The sequence below is a fragment of the Edaphobacter bradus genome (assembly GCF_025685645.1).
Lineage (GTDB): Bacteria > Acidobacteriota > Terriglobia > Terriglobales > Acidobacteriaceae > Edaphobacter > Edaphobacter bradus.
The window spans coordinates 1,197,922-1,223,726 of record NZ_JAGSYF010000001.1 but is presented as its reverse complement, the minus strand read 5'-3'; the positions used below and the strand labels follow the sequence as shown (position 1 = coordinate 1,223,726).

Here is a 25,805-nt window from a genome sequence, read left to right as displayed (position 1 = left end):
GGCGGCTGTTCTGAACAGCCGCCGGTTCTTTATGATGGTCAGCGGAAATTTCGAAATCTCTTGAGCAAGCTGCGGTAACAACCACATGATAAGCAGATTCTGGGCGTATGGATAAAGTGATGCTGCGCTAATGTAATGGCGATCATCTTTGGCGTCCAGCGTTAGGTGTTGCTGTCAAGAGGATGGTGCCTCGTATTTTGTGTTTGACTTGTTTTGCGCAGAAGTGCTAGCGTTCGTTCGTTCTCCAAACAATAAAGCAGCTACGTTTCAGGCTGAGTTCGAAAGCTGTATTTCTTTCCGGGAGGTCGGAGTGAAGCAAAAGATCGTTGTTCTAGCAGTGTGCCTCTTTTTTGTCTCAGGAACGCTTATGTTGTTCGGGCAGGCCGTAAGCGGCTCGCTGGTGGGAACGGTTCAGGATAGCACCGGCGCGTCAGTGGTCAGGGCTGCCGTAACAGCGACTGAGACCGGTACTGGCACGACATACGAGTCGGTGACGAATGATACCGGCAACTACACCATTCCAAGTTTGCCGCCGGGCCGCTATACGGTGACGGTCACCGCGGCCGGATTCAAGAAGGTCGCCCACGAGAACATCGACGTGCTGTTGAACTCTACAACGCGCGTCGATTTCGATGTTGTGCCGGGCAGTGTGAACGAAGAGGTTCTGGTGACAACTGCGCCGCCTTTGCTCCAGACCGACCGCGCCGATATCAGTACGAAGATCGAGACGCGTCAGGTTGCAGAGCTTCCGCTGGGATCGAACCGCAACTTCCAGTCCCTGTTGAACCTGGTTCCGGGCACTGCGCCAGCGACGTTCCAGCATTCACAATTCTTCAATGCCCAGAGCGCATTGCAGACGCAGGTTAATGGCTTGCCGCGGCACGGGAACCTGTATCAGATCGAAGGCATCGACGACGATGAGCGGACCGGGCTGTTGCAGATCATCATTCCTCCGGCAGATGCGATTCAATCAGTCGACATCTCGACGAACAACTTTGAAGCTGAGATGGGACGCGCGACGGGCGCGGTGACGAACGTCGTTCTGAAGTCGGGCACGAATGCATTTCACGGCTCAGCGTTTGAGTTCATCCAGAACAATGCTGTCAATGCGCGTTCATACTTTGGCCCCCATCTGGGGCATCTTTCCTACAACTACTTTGGTGGCAGTATTGGCGGTCCGATCCTGAAGGACAAGCTGTTCTTCTTCGGGGACTACCTGCGCTCGTCGGATCACGAGTTGGTCTCCGGTACGTATACGATTCCCGATGCTCGCTACTTTACTCCGAACGCTCAGGGCTTCATCGACCTTAGCCCGGCAGTAACGTTGGATCCTAAAGGCAGAAAGGTCGGAATCGTATATGATCCGAAAACGGGAGACGGCAAGAACACGCCGCGTACACCGTTTGCGAACAACCAGATTCCGTTCAGCCGTGTGAACCCGGTGTCGCTGGCGATTCTGCAGAAGGTGAACGCGGCGGCGGCGCAGTACGGCAAGCTGAACTCCACGCTGCCGCTGTCGAATCCAGCCAACAACTACACGACAACCCGACCGTTCACGAAGACTACGGACAGCTTTGACACGAAGATCGACTATACGCTGAACGAGAGGAACCACATCAGCGGGCGCTATAGCTTCCAGCGGGTCAATACCTTTCAGGCGCCTGCCTTTGGCCCATTTCTCGGCGGTCCCATCGGCGGCGCGTTCCAGGGGACTGGCAAGCAGACCTCCTACAGCACGGGCGTAAATTACGACCACGTTTTTTCGCCTACGCTGTTCACCGAGGTGCGATTTGGCGTTGCCCACCTGCGCAATAATGCGCAGCCAAGCGATTATGGCTCCAGCGACGCGACGGCGCTGGGAATTCCCGGCGTCAACATCAACCAGTTCACCAGCGGTCAGGTGGGAATCACGAACGGCGGAGGGATTAGCGATAACCTGATCGGGTACGCGGCCTCCGTTCCCTGGATTCGCGGCGAAGCGAATATTGACTTTGTCAACAATTGGACGAAGGTGATCCGCAATCATACGGTCAAAGCTGGTGTGGATCTTCGACGGGTGCGTGACGACCTGCTGCAGGACCAGACTTTCAGCCCGCGCGGAGTGTTCAAGTTCGGCGACTCACAAACCTCGGATGTAAAGAGCACAGGTACGAATATCGCCAACAATATCGCTAGCTTTCTGCTAGATCTTCCAAGCCAGGTGGGCCGCGATGTGAACACATACTTTCCGGCCTACCGGCAGTGGTGGTTCTTCGCCTTTGCCAGCGACAAGTGGCAGGCAACATCGAAGTTGACGGTGGACCTGGGAGTGCGGTGGGAGTTCTACCCGCCGGCCACACCGAAGACCGCCGGTGGCTTCTCGAACTATGATCCGGTGAACAACAATCTGGTGATCGCCGGTGTTGGTAGCAATCCATCCAACCTTGGAATGCAGACGCGATATCGGTACTTCGCGCCACGCACAGGCTTCTCTTACCGGGCTACGGACCAAACCGTGATTCGTGGAGGATTTGGTATCAGCTATACTCCCTTTCCGGATAACAACTACGCCTACAACTATCCTGTTCGAGCCAACAACAGCTACAACGTCGCCGGAACGAGCCCCTACACGGCCGCTGTGCTGGCCGATGGAGTGACTACAGCGACCTTCCAGGCAGGCTTTCCTGCTCCAGTACCCGTGCCGATTCCATCAAACGGAATTATCCCGGCGAACACGAAGACGCTGCTGGCGCAGCAGTACTTTGTAGTCCCGCAGAACTATAAGAACCCTTATGTCGAGTCCTGGAATGTAGCTGTGCAGCAGGCTCTTCCCTACAATATGTCGCTCCAGGTGGCTTACGTGGCGAACCATGGCGTGAATTTGGGGGGCAACGTGGACATCAATAATCCCTCGACCTATGGCGGGGGCGCGGCACAGAAGCCGGAGAACATCGCGTTTGGGCGTACCGCCGCGACGCAGTTGATCTTCCAAGGGTTTTCGTCCAACTATCAGTCGCTTCAGACCCAGTTGAACAAGCGGTTCTCGAACGGCCTGTCGTTTACGACCGCCTTTACCTGGGGCAAGGGACTGAACTACATGGACGGCGATGATGGAGGGCTTAAATTCTTTATCAACCAGCGGAGAAACTATGCGCCGGCTGACTACGACAGGGCTCTGAACTATGAGCAGAGCTTCACCTACGAGTTACCGTTCGGGCGCGGCCACAACCGCCTCAATTCGGGTATCGCAGCTCTCACGCTTGGCGGATGGAAGCTCTCGGGCATCATCTCGGTAGTCTCTGGATCGCCATTTACCATTACTGCGAGTGGCAGCAGCCTGAATACTCCCGGGACGACGCAGACCGCAAGCCTCACTGGTCCCTATAAGGTCACTCACGGAATCGGCACCAATACGCATTGGTTTGACGTTACGGCGTTCACTCCGCCGAGCGGCTGCCCAACCTCAACGCCACAGAACCCTGTACCGTGCACCCCACAGAACGTCGGTCTCGGCAACACAGGCAGGAATCAGTTCCGTGGACCTGGTTACATTCAGGACAACATCTCGCTCTTCAAGAGCTTCCCCGTCTGGAGAGAGGCAGCTCTGGAGACTCGTCTCGACGCCTTCCAGCTAAGCAATACGCCTCAGTTCAACAATCCGAACGCTAGCCTCGCTTCCGCCGGGAACTTCGGTCAGGTCACGAGCACTCTGGGTAGCGGACAGGGGAGCGTGAACGGCGTTGGTGGAGGACGCAGTCTGCAGGCTTCGGCACGCATCACCTTCTAGGTGTGAAGCTCCAGTTGGTCTAACAGGGCCGGCGAGTGCGAAAGCAACCGCCGGCCTTTATAGGTTCCACAGGTTAAAGTGATCGGACCCTCCACTTCTTGATGTGGAGGGTCCGACCATTTTGGCGTAATGGAATTGCGGATCTCGACTGGATTCAGTGGGGGGATTCACTTTTCGTCAGTTCTGCAAGCACTTCCTCAGATGTAGATCTGTCGCCGTGAGAATGGCTGATCTTTCGGAAGAGGATTGTGCGGTTTCGGTCGATGATGAATGTAGATGGATAGGCTGTTTCGAACAAGCCTTCCCAGCGAAGGCCATATTGGTTTGTAAATTTGTAGTCAGGATCGACTACCAGATAAAGATTGCCGGATAGCTTATCTTGCTTGGTCAGAAATTCTTCGGCTTTTTTGTCCACTTTGGCAGGGGGGCCGGGGTACACGAAGAGGACTTGAGTCTCAAGCGCGGCAAACTTATCGGCATGGAGCTGAAAGTCGTACACCTGCTTGTGACAGTAGGGGCATTGATAATGCGGAAATCCTCGAAGGAGGACCAGGACGACTCTGCCTTTTGGCGTCAGCTCCGACAGGGTTATGGCGCGTCCATCTGGAGTTGAAAGCGTGAAGTCTGGGGCCTTGCTTCCAACTTCGGGGGGTTCAGCTACTGCGGAGGCTGGAGAGACGAGGAATAGGGAAAAATATGTTAGTGCCGTTGCTATAAGCGATAAGCTACGTTGGTTCACAACCCCTCCAGGACGTTTGCTTGTTCATACAGGTGAAGGAGAATGTCACTTCGCCCGGTGATGTATATCTGAGTCGAATCGTCGGAATAGGTAACAGATCGACGATTGCTTCTCAGAGGTCTTTACACTTTGCAACAACGCGACCAGCGCCTCCTTGCTGGTCTGACCACCCGCGGGCGTTTATGTCACAATGGGTTGTGGCTGATAGGGCAGTTTGTGCTGTGACTCGGGTGCTGTACGCGGTGGCGTTGCTGGCGGGATTTGCTGCGGTGTGCCAGGGAGTGGGGGTGGCTCAAGCCGGGCCGCTGGCGCTGTACCATGAGGTGCACCAAGCGATGGGGTCGGAGTTCACCATCGACTTATATGCGCCCGACCAGGAGAGCGCAGAGCGGTCGCTGGAGCTAGCCTTCGAGGAGGTCGACAGGATTGAAGATCTGTTGAGCAACTATCGGCCGACGAGCGAACTGTCACGAATAAGTCGCGAGGCGGGAGCAGCACCGGTCACGACAGACCCCGAGACGTTCTCCTTCATCGAGAGAGCCGTAGAAGCCAGCAAACGATCCGATGGGGCTTTCGACATTACGGTTGGACCCTTGATGCGTGCGTGGGGTTTTTTCTTCAACAAAGGACGCATCCCGTCGGCCGATGAGTTGTCAGCGCTGCGTAAGAAGACGGGATGGCGCTATATCCAGCTGGATGCGTCACGCCGGACGGTATTTTTCACCAACCACGTGAATATGGAACTCGATCCAGGCAGTATTGGTAAAGGCTATGCCGTCGATCGAGTGGTGGAGCTTCTCAGGCAACAGGGAATCAGCGCAGCGTTGATCTCGGCTGGGTCGAGCAGCATCTATGGTCTGGGATCTCCCCCTGGCGCCGATGGTTGGCCTGTCAATGTGCCCGATCCGGCACATGCTGGCAGGGTGCTGAGTAAGGTTGTGTTGAAAGACCTCTCCTTATCCACGGGGGCCTGCACAGAAAAGTTCTTCATCAAAAATGGCCATAGGTACTGCCACATTCTTAGCCCGCGTACGATGAGCCCCGTGGAAGGCATGCTTCAGACGACGGTTCTTTCGCCCTCAGCAACGGACAGTGATGCTCTTTCTACGGCGACCTTTGTGTTGGGAAAGGCTGGGTTCAAATCTGTGTTACAAGCGTATCCGCATTCATCTGGTTTGATTGTTTCCGGAACGCCCCGCTCGCCCGCCTACAGTATGTTTCAGTGGCCACAACCAGTTAAACTTAGCCAAAGCAAGAAAGAAGGAGATAGAGCGCGATGATGAGTCGGCGTAGTTTTGTCCAGGGAATATCGGCTGCTGCATTAGGAGCGAAGACCGTTGCCGCTATTGCCGAGGAAGAGCTGTCAAAGGAGTCGGCCACTCCGGTTCGTCTCGGCATCATTGGCCCAGGCAGTCGCGGGAAAGAGTTGTTGCGGAGTTTTCTACGTGTGCCAGGAGTCACCGTCGTAGGTGCTGCAGACGTCTACGCTCCGCGATTTGCTGAATTGAACAGCGTGTGCGGATACAATGTGCCGTCCTACAGCGACTATCGCAGCCTGCTCGACCAGAAGGATATCGATGCATTTGTTGTGGCTACTCCGTTGAGCTTTCACTCGCAGCATGTTGTGGCCGCGCTCAAGAGCGGACGGCATGTTTACGGCGAGAAGACCATGGCCTTTACCGTGGACGAAGCGCAGGAGATTGTGCGGACCGTCGACGCAGGGAAGCAGATCTATCAGGTCGGGCACCAGTACCGGTATGCGCCGTGGATTCGTAAGACGATTGAACGCGTGCATCAGGGCGAGATCGGTGACGTGACGCACGTCTACGGTTATTGGCATCGCAACAGCGATTGGAGGCGACCGGTCCCCGATCCCTCTCTTGAGAGGCTCATCAACTGGAGGCTGTACAACGAGTACTCCCTTGGGTTGTTGTCTGAGTTGGGCTCGCACCATATCGATATTGCGAACTGGGTGTTTGGTGAAACTCCCCAGGCAGCGCTGGCAACCGGAAGCGTGGCTGCGTATCACGACGGGCGCGAAAACGACGATAACGTACAAGCAATCCTTTCCTACTCAAAGGGCCGCCGGTTTGTCTTCAGTTCGATGACGAACAATGCAATGATGGGCGACCAACTATGGCTGTACGGAACCAAGGGAAGTCTCAACCTGACGCTGCAGGATGCGGAGTTCTACTATGAGCCAACGCGCGCGGCTCAGTTACCGGCAAACGCTCTGGTTACGGAGAAGGGAATCACTACAGGAGCCTCTTATCGCGCCGGCGGCGAGATGCCATACCGCGGTCAGGGGAAGAAGCTGAATATTCCCGTTGTCGAAGATCCAACTGCGACCGCATGCAAGGCCTTTATCGAGTGTGTACGGACGGGGCAGCGTCCCGTTGCCGATGTTCGCGCGGGGTTGGGAGCTGCTCTTGCTGTTGTGACGGCCAATCAGTCTCTCAAGGAACGCCGTGAATTGGAGGTTCTGCGGGCGACATAAGAGATTTCGTCGCCCCTGATTGTGTCGGGAGGGACGTGTGGATATCTGCGTGATAACCCCAATATATTGATGTTGACCCCCTGTCTGGCCCTTGTTATAGTGAGTTCACTTCACGGTGCCTGGTCCTCTTGGGTCAGGTGAAAAGGGAATCCGGTGAGAGTCCGGAACTGCCCCGCAGCGGTAAGCAGGAGCGAACGATCCATCAAGGCACTGGCTCTTCGAGAGCTGGGAAACCGGATCAAGTAGGTAGCCTGCGAAGTCCGAAGACCTGCCATGAGGCCGTGCCGAAAGGGCACGAATTCACGCACCTCCGAGGGGAGGGTGGGGTGATCGCGGCTTGCTTTTGAGCGGTCTTCCATCCGTACCTTTGGAGCACAAGGATGCTCCATGGCTACGCTGCAAACTACGCTGTCCGACCTCGATCCAAACTTTCCCCTCGCAGAAGAAGCGCCTCAGATGCATGTGAGGAAGCGCAACGGAACGCTCGAGCCCGTTGATGTAAACAAGATCGTTCGGGCCGTGCAGCGGTGCTGCCAGGGGTTGTCTCATGTCGATCCGATTCGCGTAGCGAGCAAGACCATCGGCGGATTGTTCGATGGAGCCAGCACGCGGGAGCTTGACTCCATCTCGATTCAGACAGCGGCTGCGCTCATCGCGGAAGAGCCCGAGTATTCGCGGCTTGCCGCTCGGCTACTCCTGGCCACAATTGCAAAAGAGGTGGCAGGTCAGAACATCTACTCCTTCTCGCAGTCGATTGAAGAAGGACATCGTGAGGGAGTCATCTCAAAAGACACCGCCGAATTTGTCGCTGCAAATACGCGAAAGCTCAACAATGCCATTGACGATCGATTTTCTGACCGGTTCGAGTACTTCGGACTGCGTACGGTGTATGACCGCTATCTCCTACGGCACCCAATAACACGGCAGGTCATCGAGACGCCGCAGTACTTTTTTATGCGTGTCTCCGCAGGACTCTCTGTGCGTGTGAGTGAGGCAGTCGGCTTTTACGAGATGCTCGCCTCGCATGACTACCTGCCGAGCTCGCCGACGCTCTTCAATAGTGGAACGAAGCACTCTCAGATGTCTTCCTGCTACCTGCTCGACTCTCCGAAGGATTCGCTTGAATCCATTTATGACGCTTACAAGCAGATAGCGATGCTGTCGAAGTTTTCCGGGGGCATTGGTCTGGCCTTTCATCGAGTGAGATCGGAAGGTTCTTTGATTCGTGGGACCAATGGGCTCTCCAACGGGATCGTCCCCTGGCTGCGAACGCTGGATGCCTCTGTCGCTGCAGTGAATCAAGGCGGAAAGCGCAAAGGTGCCTGCTGCGTCTACCTGGAGCCATGGCACGCCGACGTCGAGTCGTTTCTCGAGATGCGCGACAACACGGGCGATCAGGCGCGCCGCACGTACAATCTGAATCTCGCGAACTGGATTCCCGACCTCTTCATGCGCCGGTCTGACGAAGATGGCCTGTGGTCGCTGTTTGATCCGAAGGAAGTGCCGCACCTCACCGATCTTTACGGGGAGGCCTTCGAAAAGGCATATATCGAGGCGGAGGAGCAGAGGAAGTTCGTACGCCAAATCAAGGCGCGGGACCTTTACGCGAGGATGATGCGGACCCTTGCCGAGACCGGTAACGGGTGGATGGTCCTCAAAGACGCCTGCAACCTGAAGTGCAATCAGACGGGAGTTGATGGCAACATCGTTCATCTCTCCAACCTGTGCACCGAGATCACGGAGGTGACGTCGTCTGAAGAGACGGCGGTTTGCAACCTTGGGTCGATCAATCTCGCGCGGCATGTTGAGAATGGCGTGTTTGATTTTGTGAAACTTGCGGCGACGGTTCGGCATGCGGTTCCGATGCTGGATCGAGTAATCGACATCAATTACTATCCTGTACCTCAGGCGGCGTCTGCCAACAGCCGTTGGCGGCCGGTTGGGCTTGGAGTGATGGGGCTTCAGGATGTGTTCTTCCAGTTGAGAGTGCCGTTTGACTCAGCCGAAGCGCGAGCCCTCTCGGCGAAGATTCAAGAGGAGATCTACTTCCACGCTCTCTGTGCATCGTGCGACCTGGCGGAGAAGCATGGCCCTCACGCGGCGTTTCAGGAGACGCGCGCGGCTAAGGGGCATTTCCAGTTCGATCTATGGAGCATTGCACCACCTGATTCTGCGCGTTGGGAGAGTCTGCGCGAGCGAATGAAGACGGTCGGTCTTCGCAACTCGCTTCTGATTGCCATTGCCCCAACCGCGACAATTGCTTCGATCGTTGGTTGCTACGAATGCATTGAGCCGCAGGTCTCGAATATGTTCAAGCGGGAGACGCTCTCGGGCGAGTTTATGCAGGTTAATAGGTACCTCGTAAGTGAGTTGAAGCAGTTGGGTCTATGGTCTGAGGCGATTCGCTCGCGCATCAAGCTGGCCGAAGGCAGCATTCAGAGCATCGAAGAGATTCCGGATGAGGTGAAGACGGTCTATCGGACCGTTTGGGAGATTCCGATGCGGTCGTTGATCGACATGGCGGCGGACCGCGGAGCCTTCGTCGATCAGAGCCAGTCTCTGAATCTCTTTGCCGAGTCGCCGAACATCGGGCGCTTGAGTTCCATGTACATGTACGCGTGGAAGCGCGGAATCAAGACAACGTACTATTTGCGTTCGCGGCCGGCGACGAGGATTGCCAAGACTACGGTGCCGCAGCCATCCACCACTGTTTCCATTAGCGCCAGCGTGAGCTGCTCGCTCGACAACCCTGAGGCCTGCGAGGCCTGTCAGTAACGGAGATTTTTCATGTCGATTCAGTCGCCGCAGTACATCCTCGACCCGGGCCTTTCACTTACTCTGCGTCCGATGCGCTATCCCGTGTTCTTTGAGATGTTCAAGAACGGGATTCGCAATACGTGGACCGTGGAGGAGGTCGACTTCTCGACCGACCTGGTCGATCTTCGTTCGCGGCTCACGAATGCAGAGATTCACCTTATCCAGAGGCTGGTTGCGTTCTTCGCGACAGGGGATTCCATCGTCTCGAACAACCTCGTGCTCAATCTGTACAAGCACATCAACTCGCCTGAGGCGCGGCTCTACCTTTCGCGCCAGCTCTTCGAAGAGGCTGTGCATGTGCAGTTTTACCTGACGCTGCTGGACAACTATGTGCCTGATCCGGAGGCCCGCGCGGCAGCGTTTGCCGCGGTCGAGAATATTCCGTCGATCACGAAGAAGGCGCAGTTCTGCATGCGCTGGATGGATTCGATCCAGAAGCTTGATGAGCTGCGGACGACGGACGAGCAGAGGCAGTTTCTTCTCAACTTGATCTGCTTCGCTGGCTGCATTGAAGGGTTGTTCTTCTTTGCGGCGTTTGCGTATGTGTACTTTCTGCGCTCGCGCGGGCTTTTGAATGGTCTTGCGGCAGGGACAAACTGGGTGTTTCGCGACGAGAGCGCACATCTGGAGTTTGCTTTTGAGGTGGTTAATGTCGTGAGGTCCGAGAATCCAGAGTTGTTCGACGAGAAGCTGGAGCAGGACGTCGTCGAAATGATGAAGGAGGCGGTCGACTGTGAGCTGCAGTTTGCCGAGGATCTTCTTTCGGGCGGAGTTGCTGGTCTCTCCGTCCGAGAAATGAAGCAATATCTCGAGTATGTTGCAGACTCGCGCGTTGCTAGGCTTGGGATGGAGCCGATCTTCGGATCGAAGAACCCCTTCGCGTTCATGGAACTGCAGGACGTGCAGGAACTGGCCAACTTTTTTGAGCGGCGCGTTTCGGCTTACCAGGTTGCCGTCGCGGGGGAAGTCGGTTTCAACGAAGACTTTTAGCTGTTGAGCAGTTGCGTCATTCGAACTTGCTGGTCGCTACGCCGGGATGAAAGATTGGGGGCTTTTTTCATCCCTGCAGTCGAAGGTGTGGCCATGCTCGTATGATGGGTGAACCTACGTTTGGCGGAGGGCTTATGTCGACTGCCGCAAATCAACCGAGGGTACTCGTCCCCAGTACTGTGGGGGAAGCAGCGCAGGTCCAGTCTCGAAGTGCCGCAGTCCCCTGGTACGTGTGGGCAGGAGTGCTTGCGGTTACGTCGGCGTCGATTGGCGGGGCGTGGGACGTGTCCTGGCATAGGTCGATTGGCCGAGACAGTTTCTGGACGCCAGCGCACCTGGCGATCTACGCGTGCGGTGTGCTCGCGGGGATTGTGGGCTTGTGGCTTGCGATACAGTGCACGTTCGGCAGAGACAAGAGCATGCGTGATGTTTCAGTGAGCCTCTTCGGCCTGCGGGCTCCGATGGGGGTGTTTCTGGCGGGATGGGGCGGCGTGGCGATGCTTACGTCGGCTCCGTTTGATAACTGGTGGCATAACGCCTATGGGCTGGATGTGAAGATCGTCAGTCCGCCGCATACGCTGCTGATTCTCGGCATCCGCGCGGTGGCGGTCGGGATGCTGTTTCTGATTCTGGCGGCGATGAATCGTGCTGCGACGGACTCGGCGGCTGGAGCAGAGGCAGGGAGCTTCAGGCGGCTGCAGATGCTCTTTCTGTATCTGGGCGGCCTGATGGTTGGCGGCCAGATGTTCTTCCTGCAGGAGTACACGTGGGACGTGATGCTGCACCAGGTCTCGGCGTATATCGCGATGGGGATCGGGCTGCCGGTGTTGTTCGCGGCGTTGTCGCAGGCCTCGCGGTCTCGCTGGGCGGCGACGGCCACGGCGGCGGTGTACACAGTGTTTGTCATCAGCGAGATTCTGATACTGCCGCTGGTTCCGGCGCAGCCGAAGCTGGGGCCGGTGTACTTTCCAGTGACGCATCTGGTTCCGGCGAAGTTCCCGATCCTGATTCTGGTCCCGGCGCTGGCGCTCGATCTGCTGTGGCAGCGTGCCCGCAAATGGAAGTCGTGGCAGATTGCGCTGGCCTCGGGCGTGGTGTTCGTCGCGGTTCTGACACTGGTGGAGTGGCCGTTTGCCAACTTCCTGATGTCGAAGGCGAGCGCGAACAGGTTCTTCGGGACGATCTACTTCGACTACAACTCGCGGCCTGGGGGCTTCGACCGGCTTCGGCAGTTCTTCAAGCCTGACCATGGAATGACGGTGTGGCTCGGGCTTGTGCGGGTGGCGGTCTATGCGTCGATCTCGACATGGATTGGATTGGCGTTTGGCAGGTGGATGCGGGGCGTGCAGCGATGAGGATGGCGCTGCGGGTCTTTATCTTCCTGCTGATGGTGGGTGGGCTTTCGGCGCCGGGGTGGGCGCACGTCGGCAACAAGGATGTCTTCGAACAGGTTGATGCGGGGCCGTACAAGCTGTTTGTAACCGTGCGGATGCCAAAGGTGATTCCCGGCGTCGCGACGATCGAGGTGCGGACGACGGGGCCGAAGGTGGGCGCGGTAAGGATTACGCCGGTTCCGCTGACCGGCGAGGCGTCGAGGCATCCTCCTACGGCGGACGCGATGAAGGTGTCGGCGGACGACCCGGCTTTTTTCACGGGGTCGCTGTGGTTGATGGCTTCGGGCTCGTGGCAGGTACGATTCGAGGTAGAGGGGGTGGCGGGAGCAGCGGCCACTGGGGTTCCGGTGCCGGCGATTCCGCTCTCGATTCTGCCGATGCAACGTTCGCTGGGGATTGTGCTGGGTGTGTTGGGGTTGATTCTGGCTCTGGGAATGGCCGGGATTGTGGGCGCGGCAGTGAGGGAGTCGCGGCTGGCCCCGGGCGCGGCTCCGACGCCAGATAGGAGTCGTCGAGCGCTGATTGCGAGCATGGTGGCTCTGGTTCTTGCCGGGCTAATGATCTATGCGGGAGACAAGTGGTGGAGGGTTGAGGCTGCGAACTACGCGGCAGATATCTATCGGCCGATGGAGCTGCGTCCTGTGCTGCACGGCAGCACGCTCGATCTGAGCTTCGGGGACTACAGCGAGAAGAGGCAGCGGTGGAAGGCGGAGTCGATGGACGGGCTGCTGCCGGACCATGGGCACCTGATGCATCTGTATGCGATCCGCTGGCCGGAGATGGATGCGGTGTTTCATCTGCACCCCCAGCCGGTGGGAGACGATCGGCTGAGCATGACGTTGCCCTCGATGCCAGCAGGCGAATACCGGATCTATGGCGACATCGTGCATCGGAGCGGCTTTCCGGAGACGCTGACGGCGAAGCTGGTGGTTCCAGACGGGGCGCCAACGGCTGTGCTGGGGGCGGATGATGCTTCGGCGAGGCCGCCGGGGATCTCGCAGGGAGAACTTGGGCCGGTCTATAAGCTGCCGGATGGATACACGATGGCATGGGACAAGCCTGCGGAGCTGACCGCGAATTCTGCTTATGCGTTCCGGTTCCGACTGGTGGGGCCAGATGGCAAACCTGCGATGGATATGGAGCCGTATCTGGGGATGGCGGGACATGCGGCGTTTGTGAAGACCGATGGGACGGCCTTTGCGCACACGCATCCAGAGGGGTCAGCGGCAATGCCGGCGATGATGCTTGCCAACGGCGGCCAGCAGGAGATGGCAGGCATGCCGGGCATGGAGATGCCAATGGACAGCGGGCCGATTGTGCCCGTGGTGGAGTTTCCCTATGGGTTCCCGTCGCCGGGACGGTACCGCGTCTTCATCCAGATGAAGCATGGCGGGGCGGTGGAGACGGGCGTGTTTGATGCGGAGGTCCGGTAGCCGGTCAGGGCTTGTTGTAGGCGGCGTCGTAGTAGAAACGCTCGACTGCGAGGCAAAAGATGTGCTCGAGGGCGAGGTGGCACTCCTGGATGTTCATGGTCGTGCTGGAGGGGATCACCACGTTGTGGTCGCAGAGTTCGAACATCTTGCCACCTCCATTGCCGGAGAAGCCGATCGTGGTGAGGCCCATGGAGCGGGCCTGCTGAAGGGCAAGGAGGATGTTGGGCGAGTTGCCGGAGGTGGAGATGCCGAGGAAGATGTCTCCGGGGTGGCCGAGGGCCTCGATCTGGCGGCTGAAGATGCGGTCGAAGCCGAAGTCGTTGCCGCAGGCGGTGAGGATGGAGGAATCGGTGGTGAGGGCGATGGCGCGGAGCGCGGGGCGGTTGTCGGCGAGGCGGACGACAAACTCGGCGGCGAGATGCTGGGCGTCGGCGGCGGAGCCTCCGTTGCCGGCGACAAGCAGCTTACGGCCGCCCTGCATGGCATGGGCGGTGAGCTCAGCGATGGTGACGATAGTGTCGGCGATGTGCAGATCGGCGAGAACGGCCTGCATGGTGTTGATGGATTGAGCGAGCTGCTTGCGGACAAGATCCTTCATCCAGTCTCCGATGGGCATAAATGCCCCTCAAAGAGATTAAGGGAATGGCGCGTGGAAAGCTATGACGCTTTCTGTCTCGCTCCTGAAAAGAAAGGGCGGGGTCGTCCCGTCACCTCTGACGGCCCATGTACGATTGGCCTCGGCGAGTGAGATGAGAACTCTTCAGGAGGACGGAGTGCGGATTTATCTTGGGATAGTGTTGAGTTTTGCGGCAGTGGCACCTGGACAGCCGCAGGCAGCGCAGGCTCCTGCGGCTGCTTTGCCCTCCACGGATTCACGGGTCTCCCAGGGCGGAGCGGGGAAGACGATTTTGTTGTGGACTGTTGGAGCTCCGGGGGCGCAGGGCGATGAGGACATCGACAAGCCGACACTGACGGTCTTTCTGCCGGTGGCTCCTAATGCGGCGAAGACCGGAGTGGTGGTGGCTCCGGGAGGCGGGTACCAGCACCTGGCGATGGAGAAAGAGGGCTATGCCTTTGCGGGGTGGCTCAATGAGCGCGGCGTGGCGGCGTTTGTCCTCAAGTACAGGCTGGGGCCGAAGTATCATCACCCGATCGAGTTGGGGGACGCGCAGCGGGCGATTCGGATGGTGCGGGCGCACGCGGCGGAGTATGGCGTGGCCGAGGACCACGTGGGGATGTGGGGATCGTCGGCGGGAGGGCACCTTGCGGCTACGGCGGGGACGCACTTCGACGCGGGCAATCCGGATGCAGCGGACCCGGTGGAACGGAAGGGAAGCCGCCCTGATTTTCTGATCCTCTCCTACCCCGTCATTACGTTGGAGGAGCCCTGGGCTCATGGAGGCTCGGGTGAATTTCTCCTGGGCGAGAATCCTGATCCGGCGATCGTGGAGAACCTTTCGAACGAGACGCAGGTAACGAAGGAGACGCCGCCGACTTTTCTGTTTGCAACAACCGATGACAAGACAGTACCGGTGTTGAACAGCGTTATGTTCTATGAGTCGCTGGTAAAGGCCGAGGTCCCGGCGGAGATGCATCTGTTCCAACATGGAGCCCACGGGGCTGGGCTGGCGGCGGCGAATCCGCAGCTGAGCGGTTGGCCGGATTTACTGATCAAATGGATGCGAGAGCGGGGATATGCCTCTCCTGCTCCGTAGCAAGGGGAAATGCGATGACAGTTGCTGAATTTCGCGTGGCGGATTCTACGCAGTTCTCCGGGCCTCTCCTGGCGCTGTGGTGGGATGGCCAAGGCAACTGGGACCGGGCGCATGAGGTGGCGCAGGACGTGCCCGGCAAGGATGGCGCGTGGGTGCATGCCTACTTGCATCGCAAGGAGGGCAGCCTGGGAAATGCGGCGTACTGGTATGGGCAGGCGGGGCGTCCGCCGGAGAGCGGCGATCTCAGCGCGGAGTGGGAGCGGATGGTTGAGGAACTGCTCTTGCGCGGAGAGCTCTGAGGGCCGATTCGGTGTTGGGACGTTTGTGGATGAATTTCCTGCTTTGTATTGAGCTCTCCGTTGTGTAGATTAAAAACCATCAAGAGAACAAAGTCTTCGCTCCCACGCAGTAGCGAAGGAATATGTAGTTCCGGCGCGTCTTATTCCAACGAATCAGACGTAGTCCCCTCTTTTTGCTTACGAATCTTGAAACAGGTGATAGATCCATGCGTGTTGCAGTAAAGGTGTTTTTGGCTCTTCTGCTGGCGTTGCTGGTGGGTGGGTCGATGATGGCGGGATCGCAGGCGATGGCGCAGACTGCAGCCACGTCGCAGGCGGACAGGATTGCCGCGCTCGAGAAGCAGGTGAGCGACCAGACGGCGGCGATTGCGGCGGCCCAGACCTCCGGCGACAACGCTTGGATGCTGGTTTCGGCGGGACTGGTGCTGATGATGAGCGGGCCCGGGCTCGCGCTGTTTTACGGCGGACTGGTGCGGAAGAAGAACGTGCTGGGCACGATGATGCAGACCTTCGCCATGATGGCGGTGGTCACGGTGCTGTGGGCGGTGGTGACGTACTCGCTCGCCTTCGGGAGCGGAAATGCCTTTATCGGCGGGCTGCACAATATGTTTCTACACGGCGTAGGACTGACGCCGGACAAAGACTACGCAGCGACGATTCCGCTGCAGACGTTCATGGTGTATCAGCTGATGTTTGCCATCATTACGCCGGCGCTTATTACAGGAGCGTTTGCCGAGAGGATGAAGTTTTCTGCAATGCTGCTGTTCATGACGCTTTGGGCGTTCATGGTCTACAGCCCGATGGCGCACATGGTTTGGGGCAAGGGCGGTCTGCTGAACGCAGCTCTAGGCGGAAAGATTCCGTGCCTGGATTTTGCTGGCGGGACGGTGGTGCACGTGACGTCAGGTGTCTCGGCGTTGGTTACGGCGCTGTATCTGGGCAAACGGCTTGGGTACCCGAAGGAGGCGATGCCTCCGCACTCGGTGGTGCTGAGCGTTATCGGCGCGTGTCTGCTGTGGGTGGGCTGGTTCGGGTTCAACGCGGGTTCGGCACTCTCGTCCGGCACACTGGCGACCTCGGCGTTCGTGGCGACGCACTTTGGCGCGGCGGCCGCGGCGCTGGGCTGGAGCGCGGCGGAGTGGATTCGGCAGGGCAAGGCTTCGGCGCTGGGAGCAATCTCGGGAGCTGTGGCCGGACTGGTGGCGATTACCCCAGCCGCGGGCTTTGTGACGCCGATGTCGGCCCTGTGGATCGGTCTGATTGCGGGCGTCTTTTGCTACTTCATGGTCGTGAAGGTGAAGGCGTGGTTCGGCTATGACGATTCGCTTGATGCGTTTGGCGTGCACGGCGCGGGCGGAACCATCGGAGCCATTCTGACTGGCATCTTCGCGAACAGCGCGATCAACCCGATCTTCGGAGCGGGCAAGCCTACGGGGCTGCTAGAAGGCAATGGATTGCAGGTGCTGCATCAGGCTGGCGGCGTGGCCATTGCGTGGTGTATTTCGATTGTGGGTACGCTGATCATTTTGTTCGTCGTGGACAAGCTCATCGGGCTTAGGGTGAGTGAGGAAGCGGAGCGCAATGGACTGGACCTGTCGCAACACGGCGAAGAGGGCTACGATTGGGCGCACTAGAGCAGAGCAGGTTGTCGAGAGGACGATACGGATATGCAGAAGATTGAAGCGGTGATTCAGCCATCGAAGCTGGACGCTGTGAAGGATGCGCTGGTAGAGATCGGCATCGACGGCATGACGATCTTCGAGGCGCGGGGCCATGGCCGCCAGAAGGGACACACCGAGGTCTACCGCGGACGGGAGTACTCAGTGGATCTGCTGCCGAAGGTGAAGGTGGAACTCGTGGTCCGCGATGAGATGGTAGACAAGGCCGTTCAGGCGATTATCGAGGCTGCGCGGACAGGAACGATCGGCGACGGCAAGATCTTCATCTCGAAGATCGATGAGGCGATCCGCATCCGGAACGACGAGCGCGGCGAGATCGCGCTTTAGACGAGCCTGCAGGCGAAGGCGCGGCCGGGGAGCGGAAGACGGACGTCGGGCTGTATTCTGAAGGCTCCGGACGGCTACGAGCATGCAAGCGAAAGAATCCACGACCAAGGAGTTGCGCGAGCGGTACCAGCGGAGAATGCTGGAGACGCGGGGCGCGTTTGACGCCGGCGCCTCAGGCTCGGCGACGCTGGGCGCGCGCTCGGCAGCCATGGATGAGCTTGTGCTTGCACTGTGGCGGCAGAGCGTCGAGAGCCATCCGCGGCTGGGCTCGGGCGTCGCAGTGCTCGCTATTGGGGGATACGGACGGCAGGAGCTGTTTCCGTACTCGGATGTAGACCTCTTGTATCTGCTGGACGTACGTGTTCAAGAGAAGGATGTGAAAGACGCGTTGCGGCGAATCAGCCAGGAACTGTGGGACGTCGGGATTCGCGTCTCGCCGGCGACGCGGAAGCTGAATGAGTGTGAGCGGTTTGCCGAGGAGAATGCCGAGTTCACGCTTTCGCTGATGGACCACCGTCTGTTGATCGGGGATGCGGCGCTCTACAACAAACTTGCCGGGGAGGTTATGCCGAAGCTGCTGGAGCGCGAGCGGAAGTCCGTGATCGCGCGGCTGCTGGAACTGACACGCGAGCGGCACGCGAAGTACGGCGACACGCTCTTTCATCTGGAGCCGAATATCAAGGACTGTCCAGGCGGGCTGCGCGATGTGCATGTCTGCGCGTGGTTGGCGAGGCTGCAGTCTCCACCGCAGTCGCAGAAGAAGGGGGATGCCGCAGCGGTGTCTGGCAACGGCGTCGGAGCTCTGGAGGGTGCGGAGTTTCGGCAGGCAGTGGAGTTTCTGCGGCTGGTGCGGTGCTTTCTGCACTACAGGCACGAGCGTGATGACAATACGCTGGACTGGCAGGCGCAGGATGCGGCCGCCGAGGCTGGAAGCGGACTGAACGGGAGGCAGCCGTCGCATGTGGACGCGGCCTACTGGATGCGCCTTTACTTCCGTCATGCGCGGAGCGTGGAGCGATCCGTCAAGCAGCGGATGGAGGACGCGCTGCCGGTGAAGGCTCCTTCGAAGCTGCTTGGCCTCAAGCGCACCCGGCGGCAGGAGCCGGAGCACGAAGGGTTTCATGTGGAGCGGGGGAGGGTTGTGCTGAATCCAGCCGCGAGGGCAGACGAGAGAGCCGGCGGACTCTATGGGGATCCGGCACACGATCCCGGCATTGTGCTTGAGGTTTTCACGGCAATGGCGCAGACAGGGGCCGTGCTGAGCGGCGAGACTGAGGAGCGGCTCTCACAGGCCCTGCCGCTGCTCTCAGCAAATCTGGAAGAGGGGCCAACTCTGTGGCATCACCTGCAGCGGATTCTGACGGGAACTCATGCAGGGACGGCGCTCAGGGCAATGCACGCGCTGGGGATTCTGGAACTGCTGATTCCGGAGTTCCACGGCATCGACGCACTGGTGGTGCGGGATGCGTACCACCGCTACACAGTCGATGAGCATACGTTTGTGTTGATCGACTCGATCCACGGCCTGGAAGGGCCGCAGACGGGAAGGAAGGCGGAGTGGACGACAAAGTTTGGAGCGGTGCTGAGGGAGCTTCCGCACGCCGCGGTGCTGTACCTGGTGGCCCTGCTGCACGATACAGGCAAGGGGCGCAGCACAGGCGATCACGCGCAGGAGAGCGCGCGAATGGCGCAGAACGTGATCGCAAGGCTGGAGCTGGATACCTACGAGAGCGTGCTGGTGCTGAGCCTGATTGCCAACCATCTGGAGATGTCCGCGGCGCTGCGGCGGGACATCTTCAACTCCGAGACGGTAAGCGCCTTTGCCGGCAAGGTCCAGACACCGGAAGCTCTGCGCATGCTGACGCTGTTTACCTATGCGGACATCAACGCCGTGCACCCCGACGCGCTGACGCCGTGGAAGGCAGAGAATCTGTGGCGTCTTTACATCGCAACGGCGAACCATCTCGACCGCATCGTGGACGAAGAGCGTGTGAGTTCTGGGGAGAGTGAACTGGTGCATCGTGTCGCGGCGCTGATGCCTGGGCGCAAGGCCGAGGTGGCGCAGTATCTTGAGGGGTTCCCGGAACGGTATGTGCGAACGCGCTCGCCGGAGCAGGTGCGAACGCACTTCCGGATGGCGGAGCGGTTGAACGTGGACCGGGTTCAACTGGACTTTCATTACACCCCCACGGTGAGCGAGCTGACTGTAGTGACCCCGGACCGGGCGCTGCTATTTGCCAATATGACGGGGGCGCTGGCGGCGTGGGGGATGAATATCGTAACGGCGGATGCATTTTCGAACCGCCAGGGTGTCGTGGTCGACAGCTTTCGGTTCACCGATACGTTTCGCACGCTTGAGATGAACGAGAGCGAGCACGAAGCCTTCGTGAAGAGCGTGCATGATGTGATGACCGGCGTGCTCCCGGTGGAAAAGCTACTGACCGGCCGCAGGCGGGGAAGAAGAAAGGCTCCACTGGTGGTCGTGGACACGAGGATTGAGTTCGATGATGAGGCTTCGTCGCACAGCACGCTGCTGGAGGTCGTCGCGCAGGATACGCCAGGTCTGCTGCGGGCGCTGAGCCTTGCGATTGCCGGGCAGGAGTGCAACATCGAGGTCGCGCTGATCGATACCGAGGGCGAGACGGCGATCGACGTCTTCTACCTGACGCATGACGAGGCGAAACTCGAAAAGGCGGAGCAGAAGAGGCTTCGTGAAGCCTTGCTGGCAGGTGTGGAGGAGAATGCGCGTTAGCGGTTGGTTCGGGGTGATTGTAGCAATGGCAGCGCTGCCGGGGGTGGCAGCGACTCGAGGAGAGACAGCGGCAGCGAGCAGGCCGGGAGCCTGCGTCGACGTAGTGCTTGAGGGAGAGATAAACGCCGGCCAGACCTGGGTGCAGCCCTTCGGCGAAGGGCTGGAGTTGATGCTGGAGCCGTTGCCCTCGGGGTGGATTCTCCGTGTGCTACCGACGCAGAGTGCGAGGCCATCGCATGACTACGCCGAGCTGGCTACGCCGCCGTACCAGTCGGTGAGCCCGCTTCTGCTGTCGACGGACTTCAGCTTGCGCGCACAGGATGCGGTTGGCTGGAATCCGCGGCGGTTTCGATTTGCTCCGAACGCGGTGGCGTACCGTCAGCTGTTGAAGGCTCATGAGGCCTACCGCAGCACTCCAACTCCGACAGCGGCGTCCCAGCAGGAGCTGGCCGGGGTGGTCAGCCGGATGCCGGAGGGGACGCTTGAGATTCTGGACGCGCGCCTCGTACCTGGGACGGCAGACCAGAGCCGCGCGGCCAGCGCTGTTGCGTTGCACTTCGAGACGACAGCGCATCACCTTGACCAGCCTGCGGGCGGAAGAGCAACTCCTCTGGGGCGGATCAACTGGGTTCGCTTCCGGATTCGCCTGGAGCTGCCACCGGGCTTCCGAGCGGACCGAACCCTCAGGCTGGAACGGCATCCGTGCCGGTGACCGTGGCAAATCCACGCAAAAAAGCGTCGATAGGAGTGACGTATCTGAGCGGTTGCCGACCACGTTCCGGGCCGAATTTGCTCTCCGACCTGCCCAATCGGTTTTATTATTAAGTTATGAGCGACGGATCGATCGATAAGACCAGTCAGAATGACCGCTATCTATTTGGCAGCCTCGATAGCTTCGGGAAGAACCAGGAGAAGCTAAAGGAGGTTAGCTGGGGTTACGACCAGCCAGAAGGTATCGTGCTGGCGTCGCTGGATTCAGCGATTAACTGGGTCAGGAAGAACTCTATCTGGCCGATGACCTTTGGACTGGCGTGCTGCGCGATCGAGATGATGTCGATGGGTGGCTCGCGCTATGACATTGCGCGGTTCGGAGCCGAAGTGTTTCGTCCCTCGCCACGGCAGAGCGACCTGATGATTATCGCCGGCCGGGTGTCGCAGAAGATGGCCCCCGTTATCCGTCGTCTCTATGAGCAAATGCCTGAACCTAAATGGGTTATCTCGATGGGAGCGTGTGCGACTTCGGGCGGCGTGTTCAACAACTACGCGCTGCTGCAAGGGGTCAATCAGGTCATCCCAGTGGATATCTACGTCCCGGGATGCCCACCCCGTCCCGAACAGCTCCTGTATGCCATAACGCTTCTGCAGGAGAAGATCCAGCGGGAGCGCGGCACACTACGTAAGACGCTCAATCTGGATTAGGGAAGAACCTTCTCGTAACTGGGAAGGTTCTCCGCAGTCTCCCCCCGCTCCAAGTGGTTGTAAAGTCATGAAAAGATAGTTGCCAGAGAGTACTTTTTACCAGTACCCTTAGCAACTGGGTCGAGCTTTCTTGAATCGTACCAACATCATGGCAATTTTTGAGGCCAGCAGGGCTCATTTCAACTGGAAGAATTTGAGCGGAGGAAGTCGTATGGTTTATCGCCCATTACGCAATTTAAGCCGGTTAGCGCTGGCTGCATGTGCAGTCAGCCTTGGAGTTGCAGGTCTGGGTGCACAGACTCCCAGCACAGCCGCACCCACGGGCATTAACCCATCGCGAGTGGATGCGTTTTTTGGATACTCCTACTTTGGCGCACACGGACAGTTGAAGCCTGCGGGGATCAGTTATTCCTCGATCAACGCTGGAGCGATTGGCAGCGGAGCTTATTACTTTAACAAGTATTTCGGTGGCGAGGTCATCTTCGTAGCACACCCTGATGGCAACAATGATGGTCTGTATACCATTTCTGGCGGCCCGATCTTCCGCGCTCCGATGCAGAACTTCACGTTGTTTGCGCACGGTCTTGCTGGCGGCGGCCATCTTGGCGGCCCCAACAGCGAAGGGCCTCTCACATACCACAACCCCTACACCTGGGGGCCTACACTGACAGCCGGCGGCGGCATGGACTATGACCTGCCGTTCATGAGTAATCGGTTCTCGCTCCGCCTGTTTGAGGCTGACTATCGCTACGTTCACGCGAACTTCGGTCCGTTCACACCTCCTCCGACGAGCGGCGTGATGGGTGGCCGCGCGAACCTGAGCGGAGTTGATCTCAGCACGGGTATCGTTGCGCACTTCGGCCACATCATTCCTCCTCCTCCTGTGACTTACTCCTGCGCGGTTTCGCCTTCGACGGCATTTCCTGGCGATCCTCTGACTGTGACGGGTACGCCTGTGAATCTGAACCCCAAGAAGATCGCGACTTATACGTGGTCGTCTGATGGAGGCACGATCTCCGGCACTACGACCACCGCTAACATCGACACGAAGAATCTGAACCCCGGATCCTACACGGTGAAGGGACACGTCACCGAGGGTAAGAAGCCCGGTGAGATGGCAGACTGCACGGCACCGTTCACGATCAAACAGTTTGAGCCGCCGACCGTCAGCTGCTCAGCGAATCCTTCCTCGGTCAATCCGGGTGATTCCGCGACGATCACTGCGACCGGCGTCAGCCCGCAGAACCGTCCTCTGACCTACAGCTACAGCTCGACGGCTGGTTCGGTCAGCGGCAACACTTCGACGGCGACCCTGAGCACGTCGGGTGCGGCTCCTGGCACGATTACCGTGACCTGCAACGTGGTCGACGACAAAGGCCAGACCGCTTCGGCGACAACGAGTGTGACGGTTGTTGCTCCGCCTCCGCCGCCTGCTCCGAAGACGAGCGACCTTTGCTCGATCAACTTCGATCGCGACAAGCGTCGTCCGACACGTGTGGACAACGAAGCCAAGGCCTGCCTTGACGACGTATCCCTCAACCTGCAGCGCTCTTCGGATGCGAAGCTGGCAGTAGTCGGTAATTCTACGACGAAGGAGAAGGAAGCTGCCACAAAGCGCAAGAAGGCAAAGGCGGTTGATCCTGCGGCGGAGCGCGCTGTGAACACGAAGGACTACCTGGTCACAGAGAAGGGCATCGACGCGAGCCGCATCTCGGTCTACACCGGCTCTCAGGACAGCACGGCTGTTACGACAACGTTGATACCAACCGGTGCGACGCTGGACACCACTGGCCTCACGCCTGTGGATGAGAGCGCAGTGAAGGCCAAGCCCCGCACTCCGGTCGCCCGCCGCAAGAAGTAAAGCAATCAGGCTATAAGCCACAAAGGCTGACTGGGTCCTCCAGTCAGCCTTTGTGTTGTAGGACAATAATCTAAGTAAGTGAAAGATGAATTTGATTAGACAGTCTCGTATGAAAGCGGCGCTGCTGTCCTTGACCCTTGCTCTCATCTGCCCTCAGGCTCACTCGGTCAACTGGCTTCCGTTCGGGCCCTATGGAGGCGACGCCCGCAGGATCGCTGAAGATCCGCACGACCGTGCGCATCTCTATCTCGGAACGGCCAATGGCTGGATCTACGAATCGCACAATGGCGGCGTAGAGTGGAAGCGGCTCGCGCGGATCGATAACCGCGACGACCTTGTGCTCGACTCCATCGTGGTCGACGCCGTGAATCCGAGGCGCCTTATTATCGGCGCCTGGGTGCTGAGCAGCCCTGACGGCGGTCTCTACGTCAGCGACGATGGCGGCGTGACCTGGAAGAGCCAGGTCGACATGGCTGGTCAGAGCATCCGAGCGCTGGCGGCCGCGCCGTCGGATCCGAAGATTCTTGTTGCCGGAACACTGAAGGGGGTTTACCGGTCCAACGATGATGGCGTTCACTGGCAGCTCATCAGCCCGGAGGGGAGCGTGGAGCTGCATGAGGTCGAGTCGATCGCGATTGACCCGAAGGACCCCGCCATTATCTACGCCGGCACATGGCATCTGCCGTGGAAGACAACCAATGCTGGGGAGCACTGGGCCAACATCAAGCAGGGAGTGATCGACGATTCGGACGTCTTTTCGATCATCGTCGATCCGGAGCAGTCGAATGTGGTCTATGCAAGCGCCTGCTCCGGCATCTACAAGAGCGAGAATGCCGGCGAGAAGTTTGACAAGATTCAAGGCATTCCTTCGACGGCCCGCAGGACGAGAGTGTTGACTCAGGACCCGCAGCAGCTGAATGTCGTGTATGCCGGCACAACCGAAGGACTCTTCCGCACCTCAGACTCAGGGAAGACCTGGATTCGTACGACGGGACCTGAGCTAATCGTCAACGATGTCCACGTCGATCCGCGGGACTCAAGCCATGTGATGCTCGCAACCGATCGCGCGGGCGTGCTGAACAGCAACGATGGCGGCTTCACGTTCTATCCCTCCAACAGCGGGTTTTCTGCGCGCCAGATCACCGCGTTCGTCGTGAATCCGCGTCAGCCAGCGAACCTGTTTGTCGGCGTCGTCAACGACAAGGCGTGGGGAGGTGTCTTCCAAAGCGAGAATGGCGGCCTCACATGGACGCAGCAAAGCGCCGGCCTCGACGGGCAGGATGTCTACAGCCTGGAGCAGGCCTCCGACGGAACGTTGCTCGCAGGAACAGGGCATGGCATCTACCGGTTGACCGGCGGTGTGTGGACTCGCGTGGAACATGCCTCGGAGACGCCGTCTGTACCAGAGGTGGCCGCGAAGAGAACGGTGGCGCGGAGGAGAACCTCGGGCCGAGCGCCCGCAATGCGAGCGAAGGCCAAAGTGAGCGACTTTGACGGCATGGTGTTTGGGTTTGCCCGGGCTGGCGATGCCGTCTATGCCGCGACCTCTGAGGGAGTTCTGAAGTCGGTCACTGCCGGTACGAGCTGGGATGTGCTCGGCAGCCTTGATCAGACGGAGTGGCGATTTGTTGGAGCGCAGATGTCTACGGTGTTCGTGACGGCGCTTCACTCGGCCAGTCTCTCGAAGGATGGCGGCCAGAGGTGGAGCGCAGTGGTGCTTCCGGGCGCGTTGACTCAGGTCTCTGCCGTAGCGGTCGACGGAGAGCACGGGCTTTGGGTTGGAGGGCGCGAGGGCTTGTTCCGCTCCGTGGATGGTGGCGCGACGTGGATAAATTTCGGCAACGTCAACGTCCGCGATGTGAATAGCCTGTTCTACGATGAGGCGTCGCAATGCGTCCTTGTTACGGCGAGCAACAAGAACACCATCGCTTTCTCGGTCCACGTTCCAGACGGTGCGGTGCGGTACTGGAATACGGGCTGGGTGCTTCGCATGGTACGGCCGGTTGGCGATCACCTCGTCGGAGCCACTCTGTTTGACGGTGTCGTGATTCAGCCGCGCATGGTCAACTCGGCCGAGTTGTCGGGGCACTAGAGATAACGGGGAGCAGGCGACGGCT

Annotated in this window: 18 protein-coding genes and 1 riboswitch; of the genes, 16 read left to right on the top strand and 2 right to left on the bottom strand. The window is 59.0% G+C overall.

The features are described 5' to 3' along the window. Positions 1-310 precede the first annotated feature (310 nt). The gene (locus OHL16_RS05190; RefSeq protein ID WP_263365997.1) at positions 311-3,766 is read left to right on the top strand and encodes a TonB-dependent receptor; all 3,456 of its coding nucleotides are present in this window, start codon (positions 311-313) and stop codon (positions 3,764-3,766) included. 154 nt (positions 3,767-3,920) lie between these two features. On the opposite strand, the gene OHL16_RS05185 is transcribed toward OHL16_RS05190, so the two are convergent. Continuing rightward, positions 3,921-4,505, bottom strand: coding sequence for a peroxiredoxin family protein (locus OHL16_RS05185; protein ID WP_263365996.1), 585 nt, complete (start codon positions 4,503-4,505; stop codon positions 3,921-3,923). A gap of 242 nt (positions 4,506-4,747) precedes the next feature. Here OHL16_RS05185 and OHL16_RS05180 point away from each other — a divergent pair, with 242 nt between their 5' ends. The 6 genes from OHL16_RS05180 (at position 4,748) to OHL16_RS05155 (ending at position 13,636) form a co-directional block, all read left to right on the top strand. Then, positions 4,748-5,785, top strand: coding sequence for an FAD:protein FMN transferase (locus tag OHL16_RS05180; RefSeq protein ID WP_263365994.1), 1,038 nt, complete (start codon positions 4,748-4,750; stop codon positions 5,783-5,785). Then, on the top strand, positions 5,782-7,002 hold the full coding sequence (locus tag OHL16_RS05175; protein WP_263365993.1) for a Gfo/Idh/MocA family protein: 1,221 nt from the start codon (positions 5,782-5,784) through the stop codon (positions 7,000-7,002). Before OHL16_RS05180 ends, OHL16_RS05175 begins: the two co-directional genes overlap by 4 nt. 96 nt (positions 7,003-7,098) lie before the next feature. Then, positions 7,099-7,292, top strand: a riboswitch (cobalamin riboswitch). Positions 7,293-7,389: 97 nt separating this feature from the next. After that, complete coding sequence (locus tag OHL16_RS05170; RefSeq protein WP_263365992.1) at positions 7,390-9,777, top strand: ribonucleoside-diphosphate reductase subunit alpha; 2,388 nt, start codon at positions 7,390-7,392, stop codon at positions 9,775-9,777. A gap of 12 nt (positions 9,778-9,789) precedes the next feature. Beyond that, entirely contained in the window at positions 9,790-10,809 is a 1,020-nt protein-coding gene (locus tag OHL16_RS05165; RefSeq protein ID WP_263365991.1) for a ribonucleotide-diphosphate reductase subunit beta, read from the top strand. Positions 10,810-10,943: 134 nt separating this feature from the next. Further along, the gene (locus tag OHL16_RS05160; protein WP_263365990.1) at positions 10,944-12,164 is read left to right on the top strand and encodes a hypothetical protein; all 1,221 of its coding nucleotides are present in this window, start codon (positions 10,944-10,946) and stop codon (positions 12,162-12,164) included. Continuing rightward, a complete protein-coding gene (locus OHL16_RS05155) occupies positions 12,071-13,636 on the top strand; it encodes a hypothetical protein (protein ID WP_263365989.1) in 1,566 nt (521 codons plus the stop codon). The genes OHL16_RS05160 and OHL16_RS05155 overlap by 94 nt, the downstream gene beginning before the upstream one ends. Before the next feature lie 4 nt (positions 13,637-13,640). On the opposite strand, the gene OHL16_RS05150 is transcribed toward OHL16_RS05155, so the two are convergent. Then, the gene (locus tag OHL16_RS05150; RefSeq protein WP_263365987.1) at positions 13,641-14,234 is read right to left on the bottom strand and encodes a D-sedoheptulose 7-phosphate isomerase; all 594 of its coding nucleotides are present in this window, start codon (positions 14,232-14,234) and stop codon (positions 13,641-13,643) included. Between the two features lie 175 nt (positions 14,235-14,409). Here OHL16_RS05150 and OHL16_RS05145 point away from each other — a divergent pair, with 175 nt between their 5' ends. The 9 genes from OHL16_RS05145 to OHL16_RS05105 all read left to right on the top strand — a co-directional run bounded on the left by OHL16_RS05145 (position 14,410) and on the right by OHL16_RS05105 (position 25,780). Further along, positions 14,410-15,351, top strand: coding sequence for an alpha/beta hydrolase (locus OHL16_RS05145; RefSeq protein ID WP_263365986.1), 942 nt, complete (start codon positions 14,410-14,412; stop codon positions 15,349-15,351). Positions 15,352-15,365: 14 nt separating this feature from the next. After that, positions 15,366-15,650: a hypothetical protein gene (locus tag OHL16_RS05140; protein WP_263365985.1), complete on the top strand. Its 285-nt coding sequence runs from the start codon at positions 15,366-15,368 to the stop codon at positions 15,648-15,650. Between the two features lie 206 nt (positions 15,651-15,856). Then, positions 15,857-17,284 (top strand): ammonium transporter, encoded by a 1,428-nt coding sequence (locus OHL16_RS05135; protein ID WP_263365984.1) that lies wholly within the window; start codon positions 15,857-15,859, stop codon positions 17,282-17,284. Positions 17,285-17,317: 33 nt separating this feature from the next. After that, positions 17,318-17,656: a P-II family nitrogen regulator gene (locus OHL16_RS05130; protein WP_263365983.1), complete on the top strand. Its 339-nt coding sequence runs from the start codon at positions 17,318-17,320 to the stop codon at positions 17,654-17,656. Between the two features lie 82 nt (positions 17,657-17,738). After that, a complete protein-coding gene (glnD, locus tag OHL16_RS05125; protein ID WP_263365982.1) occupies positions 17,739-20,408 on the top strand; it encodes a [protein-PII] uridylyltransferase in 2,670 nt (889 codons plus the stop codon). After that, on the top strand, positions 20,398-21,120 hold the full coding sequence (locus OHL16_RS05120; RefSeq protein WP_263365981.1) for a hypothetical protein: 723 nt from the start codon (positions 20,398-20,400) through the stop codon (positions 21,118-21,120). Before glnD ends, OHL16_RS05120 begins: the two co-directional genes overlap by 11 nt. A gap of 116 nt (positions 21,121-21,236) precedes the next feature. Continuing rightward, a complete protein-coding gene (locus OHL16_RS05115) occupies positions 21,237-21,827 on the top strand; it encodes an NADH-quinone oxidoreductase subunit B (RefSeq protein ID WP_263365980.1) in 591 nt (196 codons plus the stop codon). Positions 21,828-22,038: 211 nt separating this feature from the next. Continuing rightward, the gene (locus OHL16_RS05110) at positions 22,039-23,688 is read left to right on the top strand and encodes an OmpA family protein (RefSeq protein ID WP_263365979.1); all 1,650 of its coding nucleotides are present in this window, start codon (positions 22,039-22,041) and stop codon (positions 23,686-23,688) included. A gap of 130 nt (positions 23,689-23,818) precedes the next feature. After that, positions 23,819-25,780 carry a WD40/YVTN/BNR-like repeat-containing protein gene (locus OHL16_RS05105; RefSeq protein ID WP_263365978.1) on the top strand — a complete coding sequence of 654 codons (1,962 nt, stop codon included), beginning with the start codon at positions 23,819-23,821 and terminating at the stop codon, positions 25,778-25,780. Positions 25,781-25,805 lie beyond the last annotated feature (25 nt).